The 20,777-nt window shown below is 38.8% G+C and carries 14 protein-coding genes; 7 read left to right on the top strand and 7 right to left on the bottom strand.

The features are described 5' to 3' along the window. Positions 1 to 40: 40 nt before the first annotated feature. Entirely contained in the window at positions 41 to 2,890 is a 2,850-nt protein-coding gene (locus ACGHEH_RS20175; protein WP_390449127.1) for a M16 family metallopeptidase, read from the bottom strand. 396 nt (positions 2,891 to 3,286) lie between these two features. After that, positions 3,287 to 3,541, bottom strand: coding sequence for a hypothetical protein (locus ACGHEH_RS20170; protein ID WP_390449124.1), 255 nt, complete (start codon positions 3,539 to 3,541; stop codon positions 3,287 to 3,289). Between the two features lie 297 nt (positions 3,542 to 3,838). Here ACGHEH_RS20170 and ACGHEH_RS20165 point away from each other — a divergent pair, with 297 nt between their 5' ends. From ACGHEH_RS20165 to ACGHEH_RS20155, 3 genes are all read left to right on the top strand, one after another. After that, the gene (locus tag ACGHEH_RS20165; protein ID WP_390449121.1) at positions 3,839 to 5,194 is read left to right on the top strand and encodes an erythromycin esterase family protein; all 1,356 of its coding nucleotides are present in this window, start codon (positions 3,839 to 3,841) and stop codon (positions 5,192 to 5,194) included. Between the two features lie 472 nt (positions 5,195 to 5,666). Beyond that, positions 5,667 to 6,500: a hypothetical protein gene (locus tag ACGHEH_RS20160; protein WP_390449118.1), complete on the top strand. Its 834-nt coding sequence runs from the start codon at positions 5,667 to 5,669 to the stop codon at positions 6,498 to 6,500. A gap of 2 nt (positions 6,501 to 6,502) precedes the next feature. Next, on the top strand, positions 6,503 to 7,075 hold the full coding sequence (locus ACGHEH_RS20155; RefSeq protein WP_390449116.1) for a hypothetical protein: 573 nt from the start codon (positions 6,503 to 6,505) through the stop codon (positions 7,073 to 7,075). Between the two features lie 202 nt (positions 7,076 to 7,277). Here ACGHEH_RS20155 and ACGHEH_RS20150 read toward each other — a convergent pair whose 3' ends face one another. The 5 genes from ACGHEH_RS20150 to ACGHEH_RS20130 form a co-directional block, all read right to left on the bottom strand. After that, complete coding sequence (locus ACGHEH_RS20150; RefSeq protein WP_390449113.1) at positions 7,278 to 9,074, bottom strand: FG-GAP-like repeat-containing protein; 1,797 nt, start codon at positions 9,072 to 9,074, stop codon at positions 7,278 to 7,280. A 1,855-nt stretch (positions 9,075 to 10,929) separates the two neighbouring features. Beyond that, on the bottom strand, positions 10,930 to 11,559 hold the full coding sequence (gene upp / locus ACGHEH_RS20145) for a uracil phosphoribosyltransferase (RefSeq protein WP_390449111.1): 630 nt from the start codon (positions 11,557 to 11,559) through the stop codon (positions 10,930 to 10,932). A 290-nt stretch (positions 11,560 to 11,849) separates the two neighbouring features. After that, positions 11,850 to 12,698: a trypsin-like serine protease gene (locus ACGHEH_RS20140; protein WP_390449108.1), complete on the bottom strand. Its 849-nt coding sequence runs from the start codon at positions 12,696 to 12,698 to the stop codon at positions 11,850 to 11,852. A 265-nt stretch (positions 12,699 to 12,963) separates the two neighbouring features. Then, on the bottom strand, positions 12,964 to 13,470 hold the full coding sequence (locus tag ACGHEH_RS20135; RefSeq protein ID WP_349287956.1) for a hypothetical protein: 507 nt from the start codon (positions 13,468 to 13,470) through the stop codon (positions 12,964 to 12,966). Positions 13,471 to 13,482: 12 nt separating this feature from the next. Then, entirely contained in the window at positions 13,483 to 15,138 is a 1,656-nt protein-coding gene (locus ACGHEH_RS20130; RefSeq protein ID WP_390449106.1) for an LruC domain-containing protein, read from the bottom strand. 299 nt (positions 15,139 to 15,437) lie between these two features. Between ACGHEH_RS20130 and ACGHEH_RS20125 the strand changes: the two genes are divergently transcribed. From ACGHEH_RS20125 to ACGHEH_RS20110, 4 genes are all read left to right on the top strand, one after another. Then, the gene (locus ACGHEH_RS20125) at positions 15,438 to 15,890 is read left to right on the top strand and encodes a hypothetical protein (protein ID WP_390449103.1); all 453 of its coding nucleotides are present in this window, start codon (positions 15,438 to 15,440) and stop codon (positions 15,888 to 15,890) included. A gap of 493 nt (positions 15,891 to 16,383) precedes the next feature. Next, a complete protein-coding gene (locus ACGHEH_RS20120) occupies positions 16,384 to 16,821 on the top strand; it encodes an acyl-CoA thioesterase (protein WP_390449100.1) in 438 nt (145 codons plus the stop codon). Positions 16,822 to 17,091: 270 nt separating this feature from the next. Continuing rightward, a complete protein-coding gene (locus ACGHEH_RS20115) occupies positions 17,092 to 18,087 on the top strand; it encodes a fatty acid desaturase (protein WP_390449098.1) in 996 nt (331 codons plus the stop codon). Positions 18,088 to 18,543: 456 nt separating this feature from the next. After that, positions 18,544 to 20,472, top strand: a complete 1,929-nt coding sequence (locus ACGHEH_RS20110) for a hypothetical protein (protein WP_390449095.1) — start codon at positions 18,544 to 18,546, stop codon at positions 20,470 to 20,472. Positions 20,473 to 20,777: the final 305 nt, after the last annotated feature.

The following is a 20,777-nucleotide window of genomic DNA, read 5'->3' as shown; positions in this document are numbered from 1 at the left end:
GCACAGAGTGTTCGCCACGGTTGGGATCAATTTGTTTAACTTATTGGATGGTTAATGTTTTAACGTTAAAGCCCTTGGCCTCTAGTTGCGTTGTCAATGAAGGCGCGTCACCCACTACAATGTAAGTCATATTTGTTGGTACAAGGTGTTTAGCAGCCAATTGGTTTAGTTCTTTTTTAGTCACCTTTTCGATAATGTTAGCCTGTGTTTCTACAATACTTGAATCAACATTATGTGCGTGCATCATCGCAAAGAAGCTTAATTTTGCAGCTGGTGTTTCATATTTCAGTGCATCTCTTTGGGCAATGGCATTTTTTGTGAACTCCACTTCTTTGTCTGTAAGTCCCGATGTATTAACCAAGTTTAATTCATGTTGAATTTCGTTTAGTGCATCTGCCACATTTTCAGCATTAATGCCTGAAGAAATCACATAGTGTCCAGTGTCTCGATTTCCAGAGAAAATGCCACGGATACCATAGGTGAAGCCTTTATCTTCTCGCAAGTTTTGCGTCATACGGCTGTTAAAACTATTTGAGAACGCAAAGTTCATAATCTGATTTTTAAAATGCTCACCCGTTAAGTCTGCAGCCACAGTATGCGTTGCCACCCTAATCTGCGCCTGTGGTGCTTTTTCTTTGTGCACAAGGTAAATCGTGTTGCTGTCTAACTGCGCAGGTGTTGGTTTAGCCATGGTAAGCTCACCTTTACCCTGCCACTTAGATAATGCTCCTTCCAATGCGGTAATCAGTTTAGGTTGTGCCATATCAGACACTACTGACAATTTGCTGCCTTGCGGGCGAACTTGTTTGGCGTAATAAGATTTAATATCGGTAAGCTCTAGTTTTGCAAGCTCGTCAACAGTAGGTAACCAAGGTTTACTGTAGTTTCCTCTTGCATACATTACTTCATTTAATGCACTATCCGCTAAAAAGTCAGCACTATCGCGCTCTGCTTTACTGTACTCCATGACAAGGCCTTTCACTCGTTCAAAATCTGATTCAGCAAATTTAGGCTGCAATAACTTCTCTGCCAACACCGCTAATGTTTGCGTTAGATTCTTGGTTAAAGTCGACACTTCAACTTCAATGTGCTCAGACTTAGCATCAAATGATATTTCCGCACCAAGTTTAGCTAACTGCTGAGCGAGTTCTGATTTTGTATGTTGGGTTGTGGCTTCAGTTAGCATTTCCACCGTTAATAATGCAAGACCTGGTAATTGCTCGGGGTCATATAAGCGACCGGCTGGAATTTGTAATAGTAAGGTTGTAGTAGGCGTTTCAGCATCTTCTGTACCTAACACTTCAATACCATTCAAAGTTTTTGTTTTCCAAAGCTTTGGTAATTTAAGCGTTTTTGCAGCACCAGAGGTAGGCTTTATATTGCGGTCAAAAGTATCTACGATAACCGGTAACTCTACCTCAGCTTTTGCCGTTTCAGTGCCTGCTGGTTCGAAAAATGTTGGTGTATAATTGTCCGGTTTCGCCACTGTCTCCGGCTTGCCTTTAGGTACAATGCTGAGCACAGTATGTGGTTTGTTAGCAACATATTGAGCATATACACGCTTAATATCATCTACTTTTAGCGCTCTAATACTTGCTAGCTGCTGACTCAAGTAGTCAGGACTGTTATGGAAAGTCTCAAATTCGGCAAGCATTGACACTTTACCTTGCACACTTTGCAGCGCTCTAACAATTTCTGCTTCTCGTTTGGTAATAAATAGCTCAATGTCATTTTGAGTCAGGTCATTTTCAATGTAGTCACTCACTAAGGTTTCAATATCTTGGTTTAGCGCCGTCAACGTTTTACCACTTACAGGGTGTGGCAGTGCGACAATAATCATCTGACAAGATAATTCAAAACACATATGCGTAGAGCTTGCATGGACAGCTTGCTGAGTATCAACTAACTTTTGACGCAGCATTGAACTTTCACCTTGGCCAATAAAATAACCTAGCGCATCTAATGCGGCTTCGTCTTGGTGCCCCATATAGGCCGTCGGATAGGTTTTTCTGATCAGTGGCAGTGACACATTATCTTCGTACGACACAAAACGAGTTTCACTTAATGTACCTGGCTGTTTTTCAGCGCTAGTCACGGCCTCGCCTCGTGGTATTGAACCAAAGTATTTTTGTACCAATGGCAACACGTCATCGCGACTAATTGCTCCACCAATCGTTAGTGTCGCGTTATTTGGGCCATACCAACGTTTAAAGAAGGCTTTTAAATCGTTGGCATCAGCTCTATTTAGATCCGACATATATCCAATTGGCATCCAAGAATAAGGGTGTCCATAGCCATACAGGGCTTGATGCGACTTTTCGGTACCTTGCCCATAAGGCACATTGTCATAACGCATCATACGTTCATTTTTTACCGCAGCACGTTGAACTTCAAACTTTTCTTGGGTAATACCTTGAGCAAAAAAACCCATACGGTCTGACTCTAACCACAGCATCTTCTCTAATTGATTTACTGGGACGGTTTGGAAGTAGTTAGTTCTATCTAAATTCGTTGTGGCATTTAGCTTTCCACCCGCTTCAGTCACCATTTTGATATGTTCTTCATCTGCCACATGCTTTGAGCCTTGAAACATCATGTGTTCAAATAGATGAGCAAACCCTGACTTACCCAGCTCTTCTCGTGCAGAGCCAACATGATAAGTCACATCAACATGCACTAATGGGTCAGAATGGTCTTCATGTAGAATAACGGTTAGGCCATTATCCAATTCAAACTTTTCATATGAGATACCAATATCACCGCGCTCAACCTGTTTTTGTTCAACAAATTCTGCACCTGCATATTTTATGTTTTCAGACGATTGAAACTGACTACAACCATTTAATGTTGCAGCCATAATTACTGCCATTGCTACTTTGTTTAAAAGCATAAGAAAATCCTTATATCAACTTTATTATTTTATCTATCTGTTAAGAGGAGCTCGCTCGAAGGCTGTCTCCTCTGCTGTTGACGACAAGATTAACTATCTCTGCTCGGTGAGTCGCTTATGAAGTTATCATGAATTCATTTTAAATTTATTAGTAGTAAAATCATGTGGTTACAATTATTATTGAAATATTCCACAGTGGCTTTTCGTTATTTCGAGGCTTTTTACAGCAGTATATAGGCATAATGTCGCTACATGTGGCTCGGTAATCTTTATTAATCTGCTTCTGTTAGGAATACGTGAAGAGTAGGTGGGTACGATAGCCTGCTAAAATAGCTGGGTCAGGTTTTGCATTGTGCAATTTGACCCTATGAGCTCACAGACAGCTTAAGCCTTACCTTAATCAACGAGCTCAGGAGCCAGTAATGTACCCACACAGTTTTTGGTTTTACCGTCGTCTTTTAATGGGAAGATGGCGGGGTAATCAGTTGCTTGTTTTACATAGTTATTATCACTTACATCATGTCTAATAATCATTGCACTGGCGTGCATGCTGGTGGTGATTACCCCCCCCCCCCAATAATTAACTTGCTTATTAAGTTCATAGTTATTCCTTATGTTTTGCGTGTTTAGGTAATTGCAGTAGCAAACCATGTTCCGATTTTTAACATACTGATATTTATGGTTTTACAAGATATTTTATGGCGAGTTAAAGGCCTGCTTTTGCGATTTCGTGATGTTTTTTATGATTTCGAAAAAGAGGAAGTATAAGTATGCAGTAGATAATCGAATATGAATTAATTGAGGGTATTCTATACACGTTATGCTGATATGAGCGTTGAAGAAGTAAATGAGGTCAAATTTTGAGTTATAGATTTACCATAAGCACATTTGACATATTAGTTAATTCGTTATTTTATATACCTAAAATAACAACAAGGATGAGTTAGGATGAACTCACAACTAAAACATTTCGCTATATTTGCAACTGCCATTTTTATGTTTGGCTGTGGTGGAGGTGGTAGCACTACGCAAAACGATAGTGCAGCCGCAGAGGTATCAACTTCAACGTCTACAGGTTCAGTAAATACGCCTGCTTATGAACAATATGTTGTGACGCATGCCATGCAGCTAGATTCATTAACCGACAATAATAATACAAGTGATTTAGACCAAATAACGGCGCACTTTAATGACAAGCGGATTGTACAGCTAGGGGAAAGTACTCATGGTTCTAAGCAAATGAACCAAATAAAAACACGAATCATCAAGTACCTTCATCAGAATCACGATTACAATGTAGTGGCTTTCGAAAGCTCTATGTTTAGCTGTAATTTAAAGCTAGAAACTAACATTAAAACAGCGCAACCACTGCTAACAAGTTGTGCCTTTCCTATTTGGCATAGTGACGAAGTGCTAGAGTTATTCGATTATATAATAGAGACTCAAAGTACCGATAGGCCGTTAAAGTTAGCGGGGTATGATGTGCAGTTTTCTAGTGGTGACTACCCAGCTTCAAGTCTTCACGATTATTACGAGCAAATTATTACGCAAAATCAACTGACTCCTAGTTTCGACCTAACCACTCATTTACAGCAATACATAAATACAGGCGGGGCAGGTCTTCGTTGTAGAGATAACAATATCAGTGATAACGAACAGTGCGAGCAATTTGAAGATGCGTATTTAGATGCAGTAGCAAGCTTAGAGTTAATAACTCAGTATTTTGAGAGTCTTGGTAATGACTTTGTTTTACCTGCCGCGATTGCCAAGTCACAGCACTTTAGATTGTTGATGTTAAAAGCAGATATTGAAGGGGGCGTGAGCGCAGGAATGAAGGCAAGAGATACGGGCATGGCGGAGAATTTTATTACGCTTGCAGAACATATGTTCCCGAATGATAAAGTGATTATTTGGGCGCATAACTTCCATATTTCAGAATCCTACCCAAGCCAATATTATCAAGATAAGTTCATGGGGGCCTTATTAAATGACTACTATTCAGATGAGCTATACACGGTTGGGATATACATGCTCTCTGGCGAAAGCGGCGACAATAATAGAGGTCCAATACCTGTGACTGCGCACCAATCAGACTCTTTAGAGTCAATTGTTCAGGCTACAAGTTTAGCACCGCTTTTCTTACCCTTGAGTAAAGAAAATCAAAGTGGGAACAGTGACGATTGGCTTCATACTCAAACGCGGGCAAAAGAATGGGGGCAGGGTAATACTGAGCTTGTTTTAAGTGACAGTTATGATGCACTTATTGTCATTGAGACGTCATCGCTGCCGGATTATCTGAACTAATTAAAATAATTGCGAGTTACCCATTATTCGAGCGATTTTGCAACCCGATGTGATGGCAGACCCTATTCTCATTGAGTCAATAGGGTCAAATGCCAGCCAAAATCGATTTTCAATGAGCGCTATGCCTTCGCCTATTTTTTTTGGGTTATAGATTTAGCTGCGACTTTTTCAATTCTGTTACATCTTTTTGACTTTAAAAATAAAATAGAAATTGCTCTATTCGTGGCAATTTAGGGTGACAAGCTATATTTTCTCCAGCCGAAGCAAGATATGTGCGTGTTGTGTAAAACCAAAGTTGTTTACATTTTTTTACGTAAACCCTATTAAAAAAATAATATTACCTTTTTGTGTTATTGATTAGTTACAAAAAAAGAACAAAAATGTGCCCCCCTAAATGGAATATAAAATAATAAATATGAAAAAAACTCTACTAGTGACTTCATTGCTAGCCCTTTTACAAGGCTGCTCAGGCATGAAGTACACTCCAATGACTCAAGAAACGAGAGACGCAGTAAAAACAACCCAAGCATATAACCTTGTAATACAAGATGAAGCTAGACCTGCAGTTGAACTTTCAAATGCATCGGGTGCGCTTGGTGGTGGTTTGATTGCTGCAGCGATTGACTCATCAATTAACGATGATCGTGCTTTGGGCGCTTTTGGTGTGGCTGCTCCGCTTCTAAATAGCACATTAGATGTAAACTTTAGAAAGCTGATTGTTGAAGAAATGAATCCAGTTCTGGTTTCTGAATTCAATGCGTCATCTGCAGAGCAAGCAGAGGCTAGGTTATTAAGGGATAAAGATGTAAAAGCAAAAATAACTCAGTTAAAAGAGGGAGAGGCTTTTTTATATTTATCAACTTTCTACCAATTCCATGATGATTTTAAAGTGCTTCAGTTCGAAACCGTTGCCAATCTTTATATTGCGAAAGAAGGCAAGCGTTCAGCGACTAAACCTGACTATAGAAACACCTTTACGTACATTTCAGATCAGGTAGGAACAGGATCAGTTAACTCAATTAATCTTTGGAACGAAAATAATGCAGCACTTTATCGTTCAACGATTAAAGATAGCCTAACTCAAATTCGAAAAATGTTAGAAGCTGATATTAAAGTTGAAAAAAATGAAGCCTGTTTAGGTGGGACTAAATACCATACTTTTAATGTACTAGGTAAGGTTCATGCGAAAGGCACAGTGATCAGTAAAGAAAACAACCGTGTTTTGCTAAGAAATAAAAATGGTGCGCTAGTTCATACAACGAATGATTTACTTGGTAAACCAGTTAAAAAGTTATGTGGGGCGTGATCATGAATACTAAATTACTTTGTTCTTTACCTTTATTTTTGGCTGCAACTAATGCTTTCGCTGTGGCAGATGTGCCAATTCAATCTGTAAAGTTGACTAAAAAAATGGAAAAGCAGTTTACTCAGGTTGGAAAGAAAATAAGCAGCTCGGGTTGTAGCTTTAATGTATTACCATTTAAAGATGAGCGCTTTAATAAAAGCACTATTAGCTGGGCTGTTAACGCGACTAATGTAGATGCTTGGTTAGTTGACTTGCATAAGAGCTTAATTAAGCCTGCCATTTCAGAGGCTGCAAATGAACTTGTGATTGAAGTTTCACCTTCGCTAAATCGCTTGTATACCTATAATGAGTCAATGAATATCAATGGCATGTCCGTTGTCACTGCAGATTACTCAATACAAGGTAAAGCATTTAAAACCAGTCACCACCGAGGTTTTTATTCAAAAACAAACTGGGCAAATGGTGATAGCGAGTTTGTAGAGTCAGCGGAAAGAGCAACGCATGAAATGGTGTTGTCTTTTTTGAAAAAGTTACCTGAGGTTTGTGAACAGGCGAAATCAAGCTCGACACTTTAACTTCTAAAATTAAGTAAGGCCGCTATCATATAAATTGTATTATCAATTAAAGTGGCGGCTTTTTTATAAGCTTTATAATTACCTGGTATATTAGAACCTAAATGATGCAGTCTACTCTGATATGCGTTTTAAAAATGAATAATACGAACCTAAAATAACAAAAGCCCTATAAAAGGGCTTTTATAGTTTGATAAAGCTATATTTAGCGAGTTAAATAAACCAGAACACCACTATCAGAGAATGTAATTAGATCTGCTTTACCATCACCGTTTACATCTGCAGAGTGGCGCGGGTGGCTCTCTACACGCCAACCATTTGAGTAAACAAACTCGTCAGAGTGAGTGGTTGGATTTCTGAAAGTACCATCGCCATTAGCATAAGAAACATAAACATGAGATGTGCCAAAGCCAACGATATCATTTAAGCCATCACCATTTACATCGGCAAGTGTTCGTGGGTGTTTTGCAACATCCCAACCACCTGCAGAAATAGCATAGCTGCTTAAGACAAAACGTGATTGTGCAAAAGTACCATCACCTTTAGATAGTGATGTATAAACGCCTTTTGTACCAAAACCAACAATATCGGCTAGGCCATCACCGTTGATATCTGCAACTTTACGAGGGTGCTTAGCAACATCCCAGCCACCTGAATTAATGGTAAACCCATTGTAAGCAGTTTTTATGCTGGCAAATGTACCATCACCTTTTGATAGGGCAGTAAATACACTGTTTGTGCCAAAACCAATAATATCCGCTAGGCCATCACCATTAATATCAGCAACTGTACGAGGGTGTTTTTCGACTCTCCAGCCACCTTTATTGTAAGTAAATGCACTAATCGCAACTTTTGGTGAAGCAAATGTGCCGTCACCGTTTGATAGTGCAGTAAATACTGAATTAGTGCCAAAACCAATGATATCAGCTAAGCCATCACCATTAATATCAGCTACAGTGCGTGGGTGTTTAGCAACATCCCAACCACCATTTTTTAACGTAAATGAGTTTAAAGCTCGCTTAATACTTTGGAATGTACCGTCACTGTTAGCGATTGCTGTGAATACTGATGACGTACCAAAACCAATAATGTCTTCTTTTCCATCACCATTAATATCAGCTAAGACGCGAGGGTGTTTTGAAACCTCCCAACCCCCAACATTCTTGCCAAATGAATCTATGGCACGAATGTAATTGTTTACAGGCAAGACAGAAGAAACAGCTGTGATCCCCGCGATGGTGTAACCTGAGTTACGCCCAGAAGTTGCGCGACAACCACCATTGGTATGAACACCAATGATCTCGCCAGCTCGATTTAGTACACCAGAGCCTGATGAGCCTGGTTCAGTGTCAAGGTCGCCATAAAGTACGCGATTGCCAGAAACGACTACGTCAGTACCGGCATCAGTCTGTTTAGCTTCACCACGAGGGTGCTGGATGATCATTACATCACCAGGGACCGATGTTTGAACACTTTTCCAACCAAAAGTATTACCTGGGTTACCATCAAGTCGCAAAATTGCAAAATCTAAACGGCCGTTTAGATCTGCACCGTCTTCTACTATTTCTGTAACGTCAAAGAATTGCTGTGTTCTTACAGTATTTGAATTACTAGGCAACTGATAGTTAAAAGCAACAACATCATTTACGACATTTGAATCTACACAGTGGCTTGCAGTTAGAAATAAGTCGTTTGAGATAAGTGTACCAGTACAGTAGCTACCAGCGGTGTTAGACGCTCTGTTTTTTAAAGCGCCAACTGATCTTTGCTGAGTATCGACATAGTTTTGAGTGTAACCCCAGTTAGCATAGCGGTTATTATACCTTTCAACATGTTGTAGGTCGTCGACGCCACAAATACTTTCAGGTAACTGGCGTTTAACAGAGTAGTTATTGCCATCATCTAGTTTACGTAAAAAGTTTTCATTTTCTTCTACTGCAGTCGCTTGGCTAGAAAGCCCAAGTGCTATCGATGCAAATAATAACTTTGGGTTTGTTTTCAAAATTCATTTCCTTGTTTTGATGTTTAATTTCAGTGTCTAAACATGTCACTACCTAGTGACCCAAAAACGGTACTTTAAAATAGGGGAGGATGTAAAATTAGTTATTTTAATGGTGTTATTAGTTAATTTAATGTTGCTTTGGGCTTTGGTGCCGTTTACAAAAAAAGGCAGGTTTCAGGTTTTTCATTTGAGTATTTAGGTTCAAAGAGTCTGACCTTATGAGTTCGAAAGGCAGCCCAAGCCTGACCTGACTTCCATAACTTAAAAGCGACATCCTTTTGCTTTAATCACATCCTGAAAAGAGTACAGTCAATGAAATCAATAACTCTGACCCCATTGACTCTTCAATTAAAAACGCCAGTAAGAAATGGTCTATGCCGATTCAAAACTGGCGTAAGGCGATGAGTCGTTTTATTATCGAATTCGAGAAGCGCCTCGAACAGCTTATTAACTGAATGACAGTGAAACAAACACTGTTACGGGATCTTGTGTCGCACTTCGAAGTTAAATTCGGGCTATAGTTCAAACCGCAAACTTTAAAATACCAAAACTTAGTTACTGCCTGAATTTTTTCTATTTCGCACATCAATGATTATTAATATCGCAACTGAAATTGCTAAACTAAGAAAATACTCATATAGCCGATCGCTGTTTAGTGACAAAGCATCACTAATTAATGATCTGCAAGCAAATATTACACAAGCGATGGTCAGTAATCTTGAGAATTTAATCATTACAATCCTTTTAAATTAGAAGTGGCGTATATCAATTGATATACGCCATTAAAATTATTTTGTAGCCCAAGTATAAATATCTTTTACAAGTGAGCCAATGACGCTTATTGTTCCCCCTGCAATGCAAGTTTGACCAGCCAGTGGTAAGGACATCCCTCCAGTAGCAACAGTTGCATTTGCAAAACAACCTCTAATAAATTTGGCTAGCTTTATATGAATCCTCAATCATTTTTAGGGGTTTAAATTGACACTGGATTTTTGTGTTTTTCTTATTTATATCAAATAAATAGCAAAATTTCGTCTCGCTATTGACAAGCCTTCTTCGCCTAAAAATAGACCGCTTAATTAAGAATGGAGTATTAATTTCCTCGGTAAAGCTAGCCTACCTTTTTCTGAATCCGCTTAAAATAATTAAGCGAACAGAAAATCCTGTACCCTAAATTTATATTTAGTAGACATCGCATAAATCTAGTATATGACAATTGGATCTTGATTTATTTATCTCAACTTAATTTGAACTAGTAAAAAAGATAAGTGACTGTAATAAAAACGTCAAAAAACTATTTTTATAAAAACCTTGAAACCACATAAAAATGGCGTATTTTTAAAATAAGATTCTGAAAATATTAGATTTATAAAAAGTGTGAATTATTCGCATGTTGAAATTAATTTTCAAATTTTACTTTTATAAAGTAATGTAATAAGTAATAAATGATTTTTATTATTAGCAATAAAGGAGCTTCTTCGGTTAAAAGATTTAACCTTATAATTACAGTGGGAGCCCATTAAGGTAAAATGCCTTCTTTTCTTGTTATAATCAATTTCGATGTACTCATAATCAATGGGCAGAGTTGTTGATTGAGGGAGTTATTCAGAACACCTACCTCAAAAATTGTTCAATAAACACCCATTGACTACTTCTAAGTTCAAAAAATAGGGGCAGGCCTTGTATTGAGTATTTATAGTATTCAGGGAGTTAAAAGCAGGGCATGAAAGCACATAGATTCAAAAACAAATTCAGAATGATGGAATTTGATAATGCTTCACATAAAACAGTCGCGGCATAAAGCCGCTACTACAGATTAAGGTTGTTTATTTTGCAGAGCTTTATTTACAGACCTTTATTTCTTTGTTCCAAAAATCTTATCACCTGCATCACCTAGCCCCGGTAAAATGTAGCTTTGTTCATTGAGTTTTTCATCAACACTGGCTGTATAAAGCGTGACATCTGGATGAGTCTCTTCAAGTGCTTGAATACCCTCTGGGGCGGCCACTAAAACCATGGCTTTAATTTCTTTTACGCCATGCTTTTTTAATAAATCTATGGTCGCGATCATTGAGCCTCCGGTTGCTAACATTGGGTCAACGACCAAGGCGACACGTTTATCTAAATCGGAAGTGAGTTTTTCAAAGTAAGGCACTGGCTCTAGAGTTTCTTCATCGCGATAAAGGCCAACCACTGAGACCCTTGCACACGGAATAAGTGATAACACACCTTCATTTAAACCTAGTCCAGCTCTTAAGATAGGCACCAAGGTTAGTTTTTTTCCAGCTAGTTGTTGCGTGGTGATATCACCTTGCCAAGAAGCGGTAGTGGTATCTTCTAGCGGTAAGTCCCGAGTTGCTTCAAAAGTTAATAAACTGCCAATTTCAGATACCAATTCACGAAATGCTTTAACGCTAATATCGTGTGTTCGTAACAGCCCCAGTTTGTGAGAAATCAATGGATGTTTAACTTCAACTACGTTCATGATGTGCCCTAAATAAATTTTTATAATGTAGTTAAGTCTAACAAGAAGGAGAGGAATCGATAAATCCTATTAGAGAATTAATGAGCGCAATATTAAGAGCAGATTAATTATTGTCCTTGGCCAATTAAAAAATGAAACTCCCAGAGTAGGCTTTGTATTGTGCTGTTATTTTCGAAAGCGCGACATATTCTCTAATTGAAAGTTAAATTAAAACCTGTCGCGCTAAAACGATCTATATTTCAAATCGCGGCATAAAGCCGCGCCTACAGATGAAAGTAGCTTATTTTTATTTAAGGGTTATCTATTTTTAAAGCCATGGTTTTACTTATCCAAGCACTCAGTGCATTCACGCTAATATAGTATTCCTGCCAGCCATATTTGCCTTCTCTTTGGTGTTGCGCTTGTGGTTCGGGATAATCTCCCCCTGAGCTGATCCCAGCGATGTAGTACCCTGTTGCAAGTTTCACAAGCGCAGGGCTGCCACTGTCGCCGGGGCCATTAATACCCTCAAGAGGTAAAACGTTCTTGCTGTTAGGAGCGTCAAAATTGAAAATCAGATAATTGCCATCGACGACGTCTATTTTGTTGTGTGCCACGCGCAGTTGTCTGTCGTTCACTCTCTCTTGGCGAGAGACGCCTTTTGCACCATCACCAAAGTCGCCCCAGCCCATCACTTCTATGATTTGGTTTTCTTTTACTTTTGACTCAAGTAGGGGAAATGTCTTTGCGTTTTCTATTGGTTGCTTAAGTCTTAGCAAAGCAATATCGAATGATGGGTCTTTAACCTTGTCTTCAATGTTGATGATTTTACCTTGCTCATTCTTAATTGCTTTCATATAGCCATATTCAGGCGGCAAATGGATCGATTGCACTTCAGTTTTGTTACCCGCTATTTCAAGCTGACTGCCGGGCTCTAATAAAATAGTACAATGCGCAGCAGTTACAGCCCACTGTGCTGCCAATAAAGTTCCGACACAGTTTTTAGTTTTACCGTCATCCTTCAAGGGAAAAATAGCGAGGTAATCGCTTGCTTGTTGAACGTACTTATCGTCATTTACATCGTGCCTAATTATCATGGCATTGGCGTGCAGGCTGGTTGTGATTAAACCACCGATAATTAATTTTCTGATTAAGTTCATGTCTATTCCTTACCCTTCATGTGTTTAGAGTTATGAGATAGCAAGTTGAGTGCCTGATTGTAAGGCTCTAATATTTATAGGTTTTAGTTTTTATAGTGATTTTATGTTGGTGTGGTTTTACGGTTTCGATAAGGTTTTTATGATTTTGCAAAAGTAGTCGAAGTGTTATTTAGTAGCGCTTATTGTCAAAGTGTGGGCTCTCCTTATGTGAGAGCCATTACGGTTTTAGCTTTTTATTGACTTAGCAGATTCATTTTTTGACAGATTACTCTGCATTGATCGAAAGCAAGAGTTCTTCGTTAATTTGCGAAGCAGGAAAGAATATATATTGCTCTTTTTGAAATCCCGTTTGTGGTAGCCACTCAATCAATAGTCCTTGCCAGTTTTTGTTGAAGCTGACTTTTATCTGTTGTGTTTGCTTAGGGCGCCAGCTGGTAAGTAGTGTCTTACCATCAGGGTAATACACATCGTTTTGTTCGTCATAAAAGTCGGTGCCATGGTATATGTTTATGACACCGTTTGTTTGAGGTAAGTCGGTTAAAAGAATACGAACATCTTTATCCACTCGAAAATCAAAAGATTGAGGAGCAACAAGCTGCGTTGTATCTGGAGTCTCGTTTGTTTCAGTATTTCCACTGCTTTCAGTTGTTGCAGCTGTTTGAGTATTACTTTCATTGTTTTCTGGCACCTGCGAACTGCTTTCTGACCCACCGCCACACCCCACAAGCAATGCGAGTAAGATGATAAGTGTAATTGAATTGGTAAGTTTCATCTTGTTTTCCTCTTACTTGTAAATATAGTTTATGACAGAGCGTGCTGGTTTGTACCAGTCTGTATGGCTGGCTCCGCTATTTATTACCCACTGAGCAAAATCAGGGTAACCTTTTTGAATATCCTTTCCTTCTGAAGGTTGCTCAAAGTTGTCTAGTACATTGATTGCCCATGGGAAGTTATTTGAGTTCACGAATGAGTTAGTGGCATTACTATTGTCATCGTGAAGGCCGTACTGACCTTGGTTAAATAAGCTAGTGCCTGAAAATTCTTTTAGATGAACCTCCCACTGGCGTCCAGCGAACTCCCCATGGGGCTTGTCTACAGATGCAAATATAAATAAATCATAAGGGGGGAGGCCGATGGAAGATTCATCGACACTCTGATTAAACTCAACATTCAGTACAAACTCACTGCTGATGGCATTTTTACAACTTGGCATAGTTCTAAACATATTGCAGCTAGTAGAGACGTCTTGCCAAACATCTGCAGATAAAATGAAAATAACCTCGCTGGCTGCTGCTTCAGGTTGTAATGTTACCGTTGAGCCTGACTTTTGCAGCGTTGCTGATTTGATATTCGCCTTTGTTACATTGGGAAGATGAAGTGCAAAGCCGTTATGATACTCCGCGCCAATGGCTTGAATATTATATTTTAGCTCGAGTGATGAAAGGTTATTATTGATATCTTTTTCTAAATAATATCTATATTTAACAACAAGGTCGTTAAAATCATAATCCCCCATTTTTGGCCATCTATCTTCAAACATGATGGTTGCATAGCCTGATGCAGACGGATAGTAACTTGATGATGTAGTGGGAGTAGTCTCTTCTTCAATAAGTACATTATAGTTTGTGTCTGTGACCGTACCGTCATCATTGATACCTTCTAAAGCACCAATTGGAGTAACGTCTAATGAAAAGATCATATCGTTGAAGTCGTTGTCACCCTGCATACGATAATAATCTTCAAACGCAATTACTAAGAGTTGACTTTGCGTGTCATAAAACACGACATTGTGTTGTTTTACTCCATCAGGTTCTGGGTTTAAGTGCGGAAGGCTGTAAAAGGCTTGATCCCAATACCCTGAGCTTTCAAGTTCTGCATAGCTGCTTGAGAACCCCCACCCATTTGGAATAACAAAAAAGCCCATTGCTTGACCAGCAGCTAATGTGATCTCTAAAGGCACAGTATCGCCTTGGTCTAGTAACCCCGCATTAGGTTTAGATGCGTTAGGAAAAATGATTTTATGTTCTGCAATATCGGTGAAAGTTTGAGGGGGGGAATTTGGATCATATAAGAAGTAACCGAAGGTGTTTCTGAAATAGGCACCTTCGTTTAAAAATGTAACACTTACGGTTGCTTGTCCCTCAAAGTCATTGTCTATAACCAAATTACTCTTTGAATCAGTGTCAATATAGTCGGGGTTTACTCGGCGTCCATCTGGGATCTTCGCATAAATATCGGCTAGAAAAGTAGCAGGTAGCTGGTCGTTAATATTGACAACATTGAGTGGTTCGCCTTTAACATTATAGCCTGTGTTTCTATCACTTACCCAACTGATGTTGATAGGCCCTAAGCGAGTATCTAATGTATCGGGCTCTGCACTTACTAAAGTTGAAAAAAAGCTAATGACAATGCATATGAGTAATGTCTGATAATAAGTCATATTAGATCTCTCTCTACTTTATTCATACATAAGTTTTAGCAAATAATAGGCCTGAATTTTCTTCTTATTAATTAATGATTTATGTTTTTCTTGTTAAGTTGTTTTATGAACATGCATTGCATTTTGCGAAAAGTTTAATGAGTACGCCTTTTGAGCTTCTTTTATTACTCTGCGAGGTTGCAAATCAATAAAGGTGAAAACCGTTAAATGATATATAAGTAATAATGAAATCGATTTTCATACTGGCTCGATTTTTGAAACATATATGGATGTGATAAGCAAATTACAAGGAACACACTATGTTGATGTACAAAGCCGCAGGCACTAGCCCATTATCGACCCCAAATCATATTGAAGGTGGGCAAAAGTTGTCGCATAGCGGCAATGATGAAAGGCAATTTAGCCAAGCAATTGCCGCTGAGATGCCGATGCAACAGGCTTCTTCAGTTAGCCAGCAATATCAACAAAAAGAGCTACAAACGACCATACGTAACGAAGGTTTTTTAGGGCAAATGCAAGAAGCCATTTTAATGCAAAGACTTGGCGTTGATATGGAGAAAATAAAACAGTTGAGAGAGAAGCTCGATGAACAAAAAGAACAGTTTGATGCAGGTGAAATTTCTGAGAAAGATTTTAATGAAAAAACTTCAGAAATAGAGAAGATGATTGCTGAAGAGTATCAAAAAGGGCAGGAGCGATCGCGAGCACATGAGCAAAAGAAAGAGGATTTAGAAGAAAATAATATTACATAACCATAGAGCTTTGAGCTTAGTAATCAATGTTATGTAAACCGAGATGCGATTCATATTTAAAATTACAGCTAATAAGCTCGTTGTTTAGCATTCATCTTACGCATAGAGAATATTAAAACATAGTAAGGCGAAGTATTACGTCCATGTAGCCTGGGTCCGATTCGGCCATCCAAGGCCTCACGCTCAACGTTAGTCTTGCTGCGCGCACTGCAAATGAAAAATTTAAGACCAGCGCTGTATTACATCCATGTAGCTACGCCCATCGGGTATCCATACCCTCACTTCCTCGTGCTGCGAAACTTCGTATGATTTCAGGCTTCCTGCCTTTCATCCTCCGGCTCTGCTTCGCAGTTCAAAAATGTTCCATACATTTTTGTGGTCACTCGTCACCCTTGTGCAAAAGTAACCTTGCTTTGCAATGTATATTTTGCATCTTTATACTGGTACGATGAGTTTTTACTTTAAAACAAATGACCATAATAAAGGCAACATCATGCAGGAGTTTTTCGAGAAGTTCGCAATCACCACTAAGGTCAATGTGGTGTGGGGTGAAATGGATGCGTTGGGACATGTGAATAATGTGTCGTATTTCCGCTACTTTGAAACCGCACGAATCGATTTTTTACAGCAAACAGGGCTTTTATCTATTTTATCTGAGCCGACGCATAGTCCTGTGTTACGCGATACTTATGCGCAATATAAGCGCCCAGTGACTTTTCCCGATACTTTGCACATTGGCTCGTATATTACCGATATAAAAGAAGATCGCTTTACTATGCGTTATGAAGCCTTTAGTGAGTCACAGCAAGCAATTTGCACAACGGGTTATGCGAATGTGGTGATGTTTAATATGAAAACAGGTCAAAAATCGCCAATACCTGAGAATATGCTGGCTATATTAAAGCAGTATGAGATGGATGCTACTCAATAGGCTTAGCTGATGGTGAAGGGGGTTACTCATTGAGCTGTGCTCATTAAGTATCCTTATTTTCACCTTTTCAGGCTGAGCTGCTTCGTTTCGGGTTCAGTAAGTGAAGATAGCTCAATTCACCTTGCGCAAAGAGAATGCACTCGCTGCGCTTGCAGTCATAAACCCTTTGCACCTTCAACGTGTATTTTGCACTTAGTTCCACCGCATTTAGTCGAGGGAGTGTTGCGTTTACGCTATGATCTTAGCACCAAAAAGTTAGTTATATTTTCAATGTCAAAATTAACCGCGAAGCAGAACATAAAAAGCATTGTGACTGCGATTAAAGCCGAAGAGCAATCTCTTCGAGCCCGTTTTCCTATCCTTAACCAGCAAAACAGCATTGCGATGGTAATGATGTTGCTGTCACTTTTTTCACTCATAGGGGTTGGTACGCTTTACTACTTTACACTTATTCCTGCGTGGTTGTGTATTATTCTAGCGGCTTTAATCACGTCTATTTCCCATGAGTTAGAACATGATCTAATTCACAAACAGTATTTTAGTAATCGACCATTTATACATAATTTTATGATGCTGACTGTGTGGTTGATGCGTCCTAATACGGTGAATCCTTGGTACCGCAGACAGATACATCTTCACCATCATAAGGTATCAGGCACAGAACAAGACTTAGAAGAGCGCTTAGTCGGTAATGGCATTAAGTCACCCTTTTTAAGAGCGGTGGTTATCATGGATGGATTACTCGGCTTGCTGATTAACTCCAAGCGTTTTAGCAAAGAGATCAAAGGCTTTAAGTTTCTACAGGTGTTTAATGCCGGTTTTCCAATCACCTCGGCTTACTTTGCGATCTTATATGGCGTGATTGCTTATCATGTAGTGCAATTTATTCAGCCGTTTGAAGTGCCTCATTGGGGGGCGGATATATTAGCTGTGGCTGAGTTTTTAATGGTGGTACTGATTGTGCCGAACATGATCCGCTCAACGTCACTGAACTTTGTGACTTCTTCAATGCATTACTATGGTGGGGTGACCAACTTATTAGAGCAAACGCATGTGATCAGTAGCCGCTGGTTTTTGCCTTTCCAGCTTTTCTGTTTTGACTTTGGCCGAACGCACACCATTCATCACTTTGTGCCGAATCAACCTTTTTATATTCGCCAGTTAATCAGCAAGAAGATACAGCCAGTCATGGCTGAGCATGGTGTGCGCTTTAATGACATGCAGAGCTTAAAGCATGCGAATCGGTATTTAGAAAAGGCTGAGTAGGGTGACTCTATGACAACGCAAGCGGTTCTGTTTGAGCATAGGCGAAAAAGCGCGGCATAAATTTGGTGCTCACAAAGAATATATATTTGATTTGTGAAAGTGGTTCTACTTCGCGCGAGTTGGCTTTGAAAGCCTTTTTCAAAGTTAAAGATGTCTTATGTATTTTTAAGGTCAATTATCAACTTTTGAACTTTTTTCTCTGGGTTGTTAACAAGAGCGATTATTAAAGTAGCTCACTTTATCTAATATTTTTTATTGAAAAATTAGTGCAATAGCCTGATTTGAATTAATTCACTCAGAATCGTTTTGTTGTATGAGATAGTGATTGATTAGGCTCTTCTTTTGAAGATAAAGAGTATGAACATATTGGCGTCATTTTTAAAATGACGATTTGTTCTGAAGATTTTATTTCCTGAAAACTGTATTATCGCTGCAAATCATTTACATGGATATGCAATGAATCTAAAAACTTCCCTTACAGCCCTTTCTTTGGTTTTTCTTACAGCCTGTGGTGGCGGTAGCAGTGAAAGTACTCCTTCTAATGAAAAAGTGCAGACAACGAATACGAAACCAAGCATCGAAGGTGAGTTAAGCATCACTCTAGCTGCGCAATCAAGTCTGAGTCATACATTAACATTAAAAGATCCTGATAAAGACGAGCTTAGTGTAAATATAAAAGATCAACCGTCTTGGCTAAGTTATGAGCTTGAAAATCAGTCCTTGGTTTTTACAATTTCTCCAACACTATTTGATATTAAACTGCATGAGTTAGAAGTATCGGTAAGTGATGGTAAAGCTTCAAGCAAAGTTACACTAAATATTGATATAGAGTATGACGAGGTCAATTATCCAGGTGATGCGATAACCATATCAGATCAAGAGCTTACCGGTACATGGACTGCATTTGAGCAAGACGTCTTAATTCACTTTGCTGATGATGGAAAAGGATTTGCTAAATTTGGTGATGTTAACTTTGCTCTAAGTTGGCAAAATCCTGATGACATTGAAATTTCAACAGAAGAGTTTGAATGCATAGCAAATTGTATGCGTTCGCAGTTTATACCCCTTGAGGTGATGGCTAAGCGCGACAACGCAATAAGAGTTAAACGCTATTTAAACGAATCAGAGTTTGTATGGCTAACGCTCAATAAAGGTGAGCAGAAAACTCTTAATCACATGATTTATACTGACCAACGTCAAGACTCAGCGTTGAGGATGAGCTCATTTAATCAGCAGGAAGATATAAGCCATTACTTTTTTACTAATTTATCAATTAAGGTTGATGGTTACGGTCAAATTGTAGACTTTAATGAAAAAGCAGAGCTGAAAGACGGTATTTATCAGTTTATTGAGCCATCTGAAGAAAGAAGCTTTTTTGGAAAGAACTATGAAAAGTCTTTTGAGCACATAGATGGTACATTCGACCGTATAGCCCTTATTCCTAAACTCAAACATGCTGAGTTGATAGCAAGCGTTGAAGACTTTGCTGTCTTAGAATTTACTTATCATTTTGTACCTAAATCAGGCGGTGGATTCAATGATATTGATGATGTGTCAAATTGGCCTGAGTTAAACAAAGAGTTAGTTGACCGCAAAACTTATAAAGTCTTTCGAGGCGCAGAGTTTATTTCACCTCCTGAGCCTAAAGCGGGAGATGTATTAATGGGCTTAGCACCTTTCTATAATTCTAAATTAACCGAGAGCAGTTACTTCAAAATTGTAAATGCACCGATTACGATGAGCTCAGCTACAATGGGCCAATATAATGTTCAAAGCGGTATTACCGGTGAAACTTTCTCTGTTGATGTTGAGATTGTTGATACTGCACAAGGGAGGGAGTTCACTGTAGGAGATAAGACTCGCTCAGTTCGCTACGCAAGAATTTATGACAATCGAGTCGCAACGGTTACTGATTTCTTCGACAATAATAAATTACTAAGTTATTCGTTTGCCACTGTTGCAGAAATGGATACTACTTTTGAAGCAACACAAGATGACTATATGAAGACTTTTTATGTAAACAACATTAGTCTTTTGAATCTTGATCAACATGCAGTTATGGAAGCTCGGGAGGATGGAACTGCGATTGTTTACAACGGAGGTGTTTTTGGTGCAAATGGTCTTTGGCGTTATGAATCTGACAATAGCATGTCTTTTGTGCGAAATTGTGACCTAAATGACACTGTTGAAAATTGTATTGCTCAAAACGAAGAAGTTGAAGTGTTGAATTATAAGTTGTTTAGAAAAGAGGCTGCTGGCTATTGGTTCTTAAGAACGTATAGTGAAAAGAAGATATACAGTGATGGAACTAAAGGGCAACCTATTACACAAAGTATGGAATTTTTAAAGCTATGTGATGGTATTTGTATTTATAAAAGTAACTAAATTGTTGTGTAGTTAGAGAGGTTTAAAGGTTTTGGCTTAACTTTATGTTTATTTCCAAGACCTTTACTTTTTTCGTTACACTTTTAGTTTTGTGATTGCTCATTTTTTCTCGGTGCGACATTTCGTTTCGGTCTTATTAAAATGTGGTGAGTATATTACGTCCATGTAGCCTGAAAATGTCTTGGCAATTATTAAACTTGCTTAATTCACCTTGCGCAAAACTAGCCTTGCTTCGCAACGTATATCTTTTCATGATTAGGCCTCACACTCACTTCTAGTCTTGCTGCTCGTACTGTAAATGAAAA

This window comes from Pseudoalteromonas sp. MTN2-4 (assembly GCF_042848605.1).
Lineage (GTDB): Bacteria > Pseudomonadota > Gammaproteobacteria > Enterobacterales > Alteromonadaceae > Pseudoalteromonas.
The sequence above is the reverse complement of the archived record's forward strand: the minus strand, read 5'-3'. Positions and strand labels throughout refer to the sequence as shown.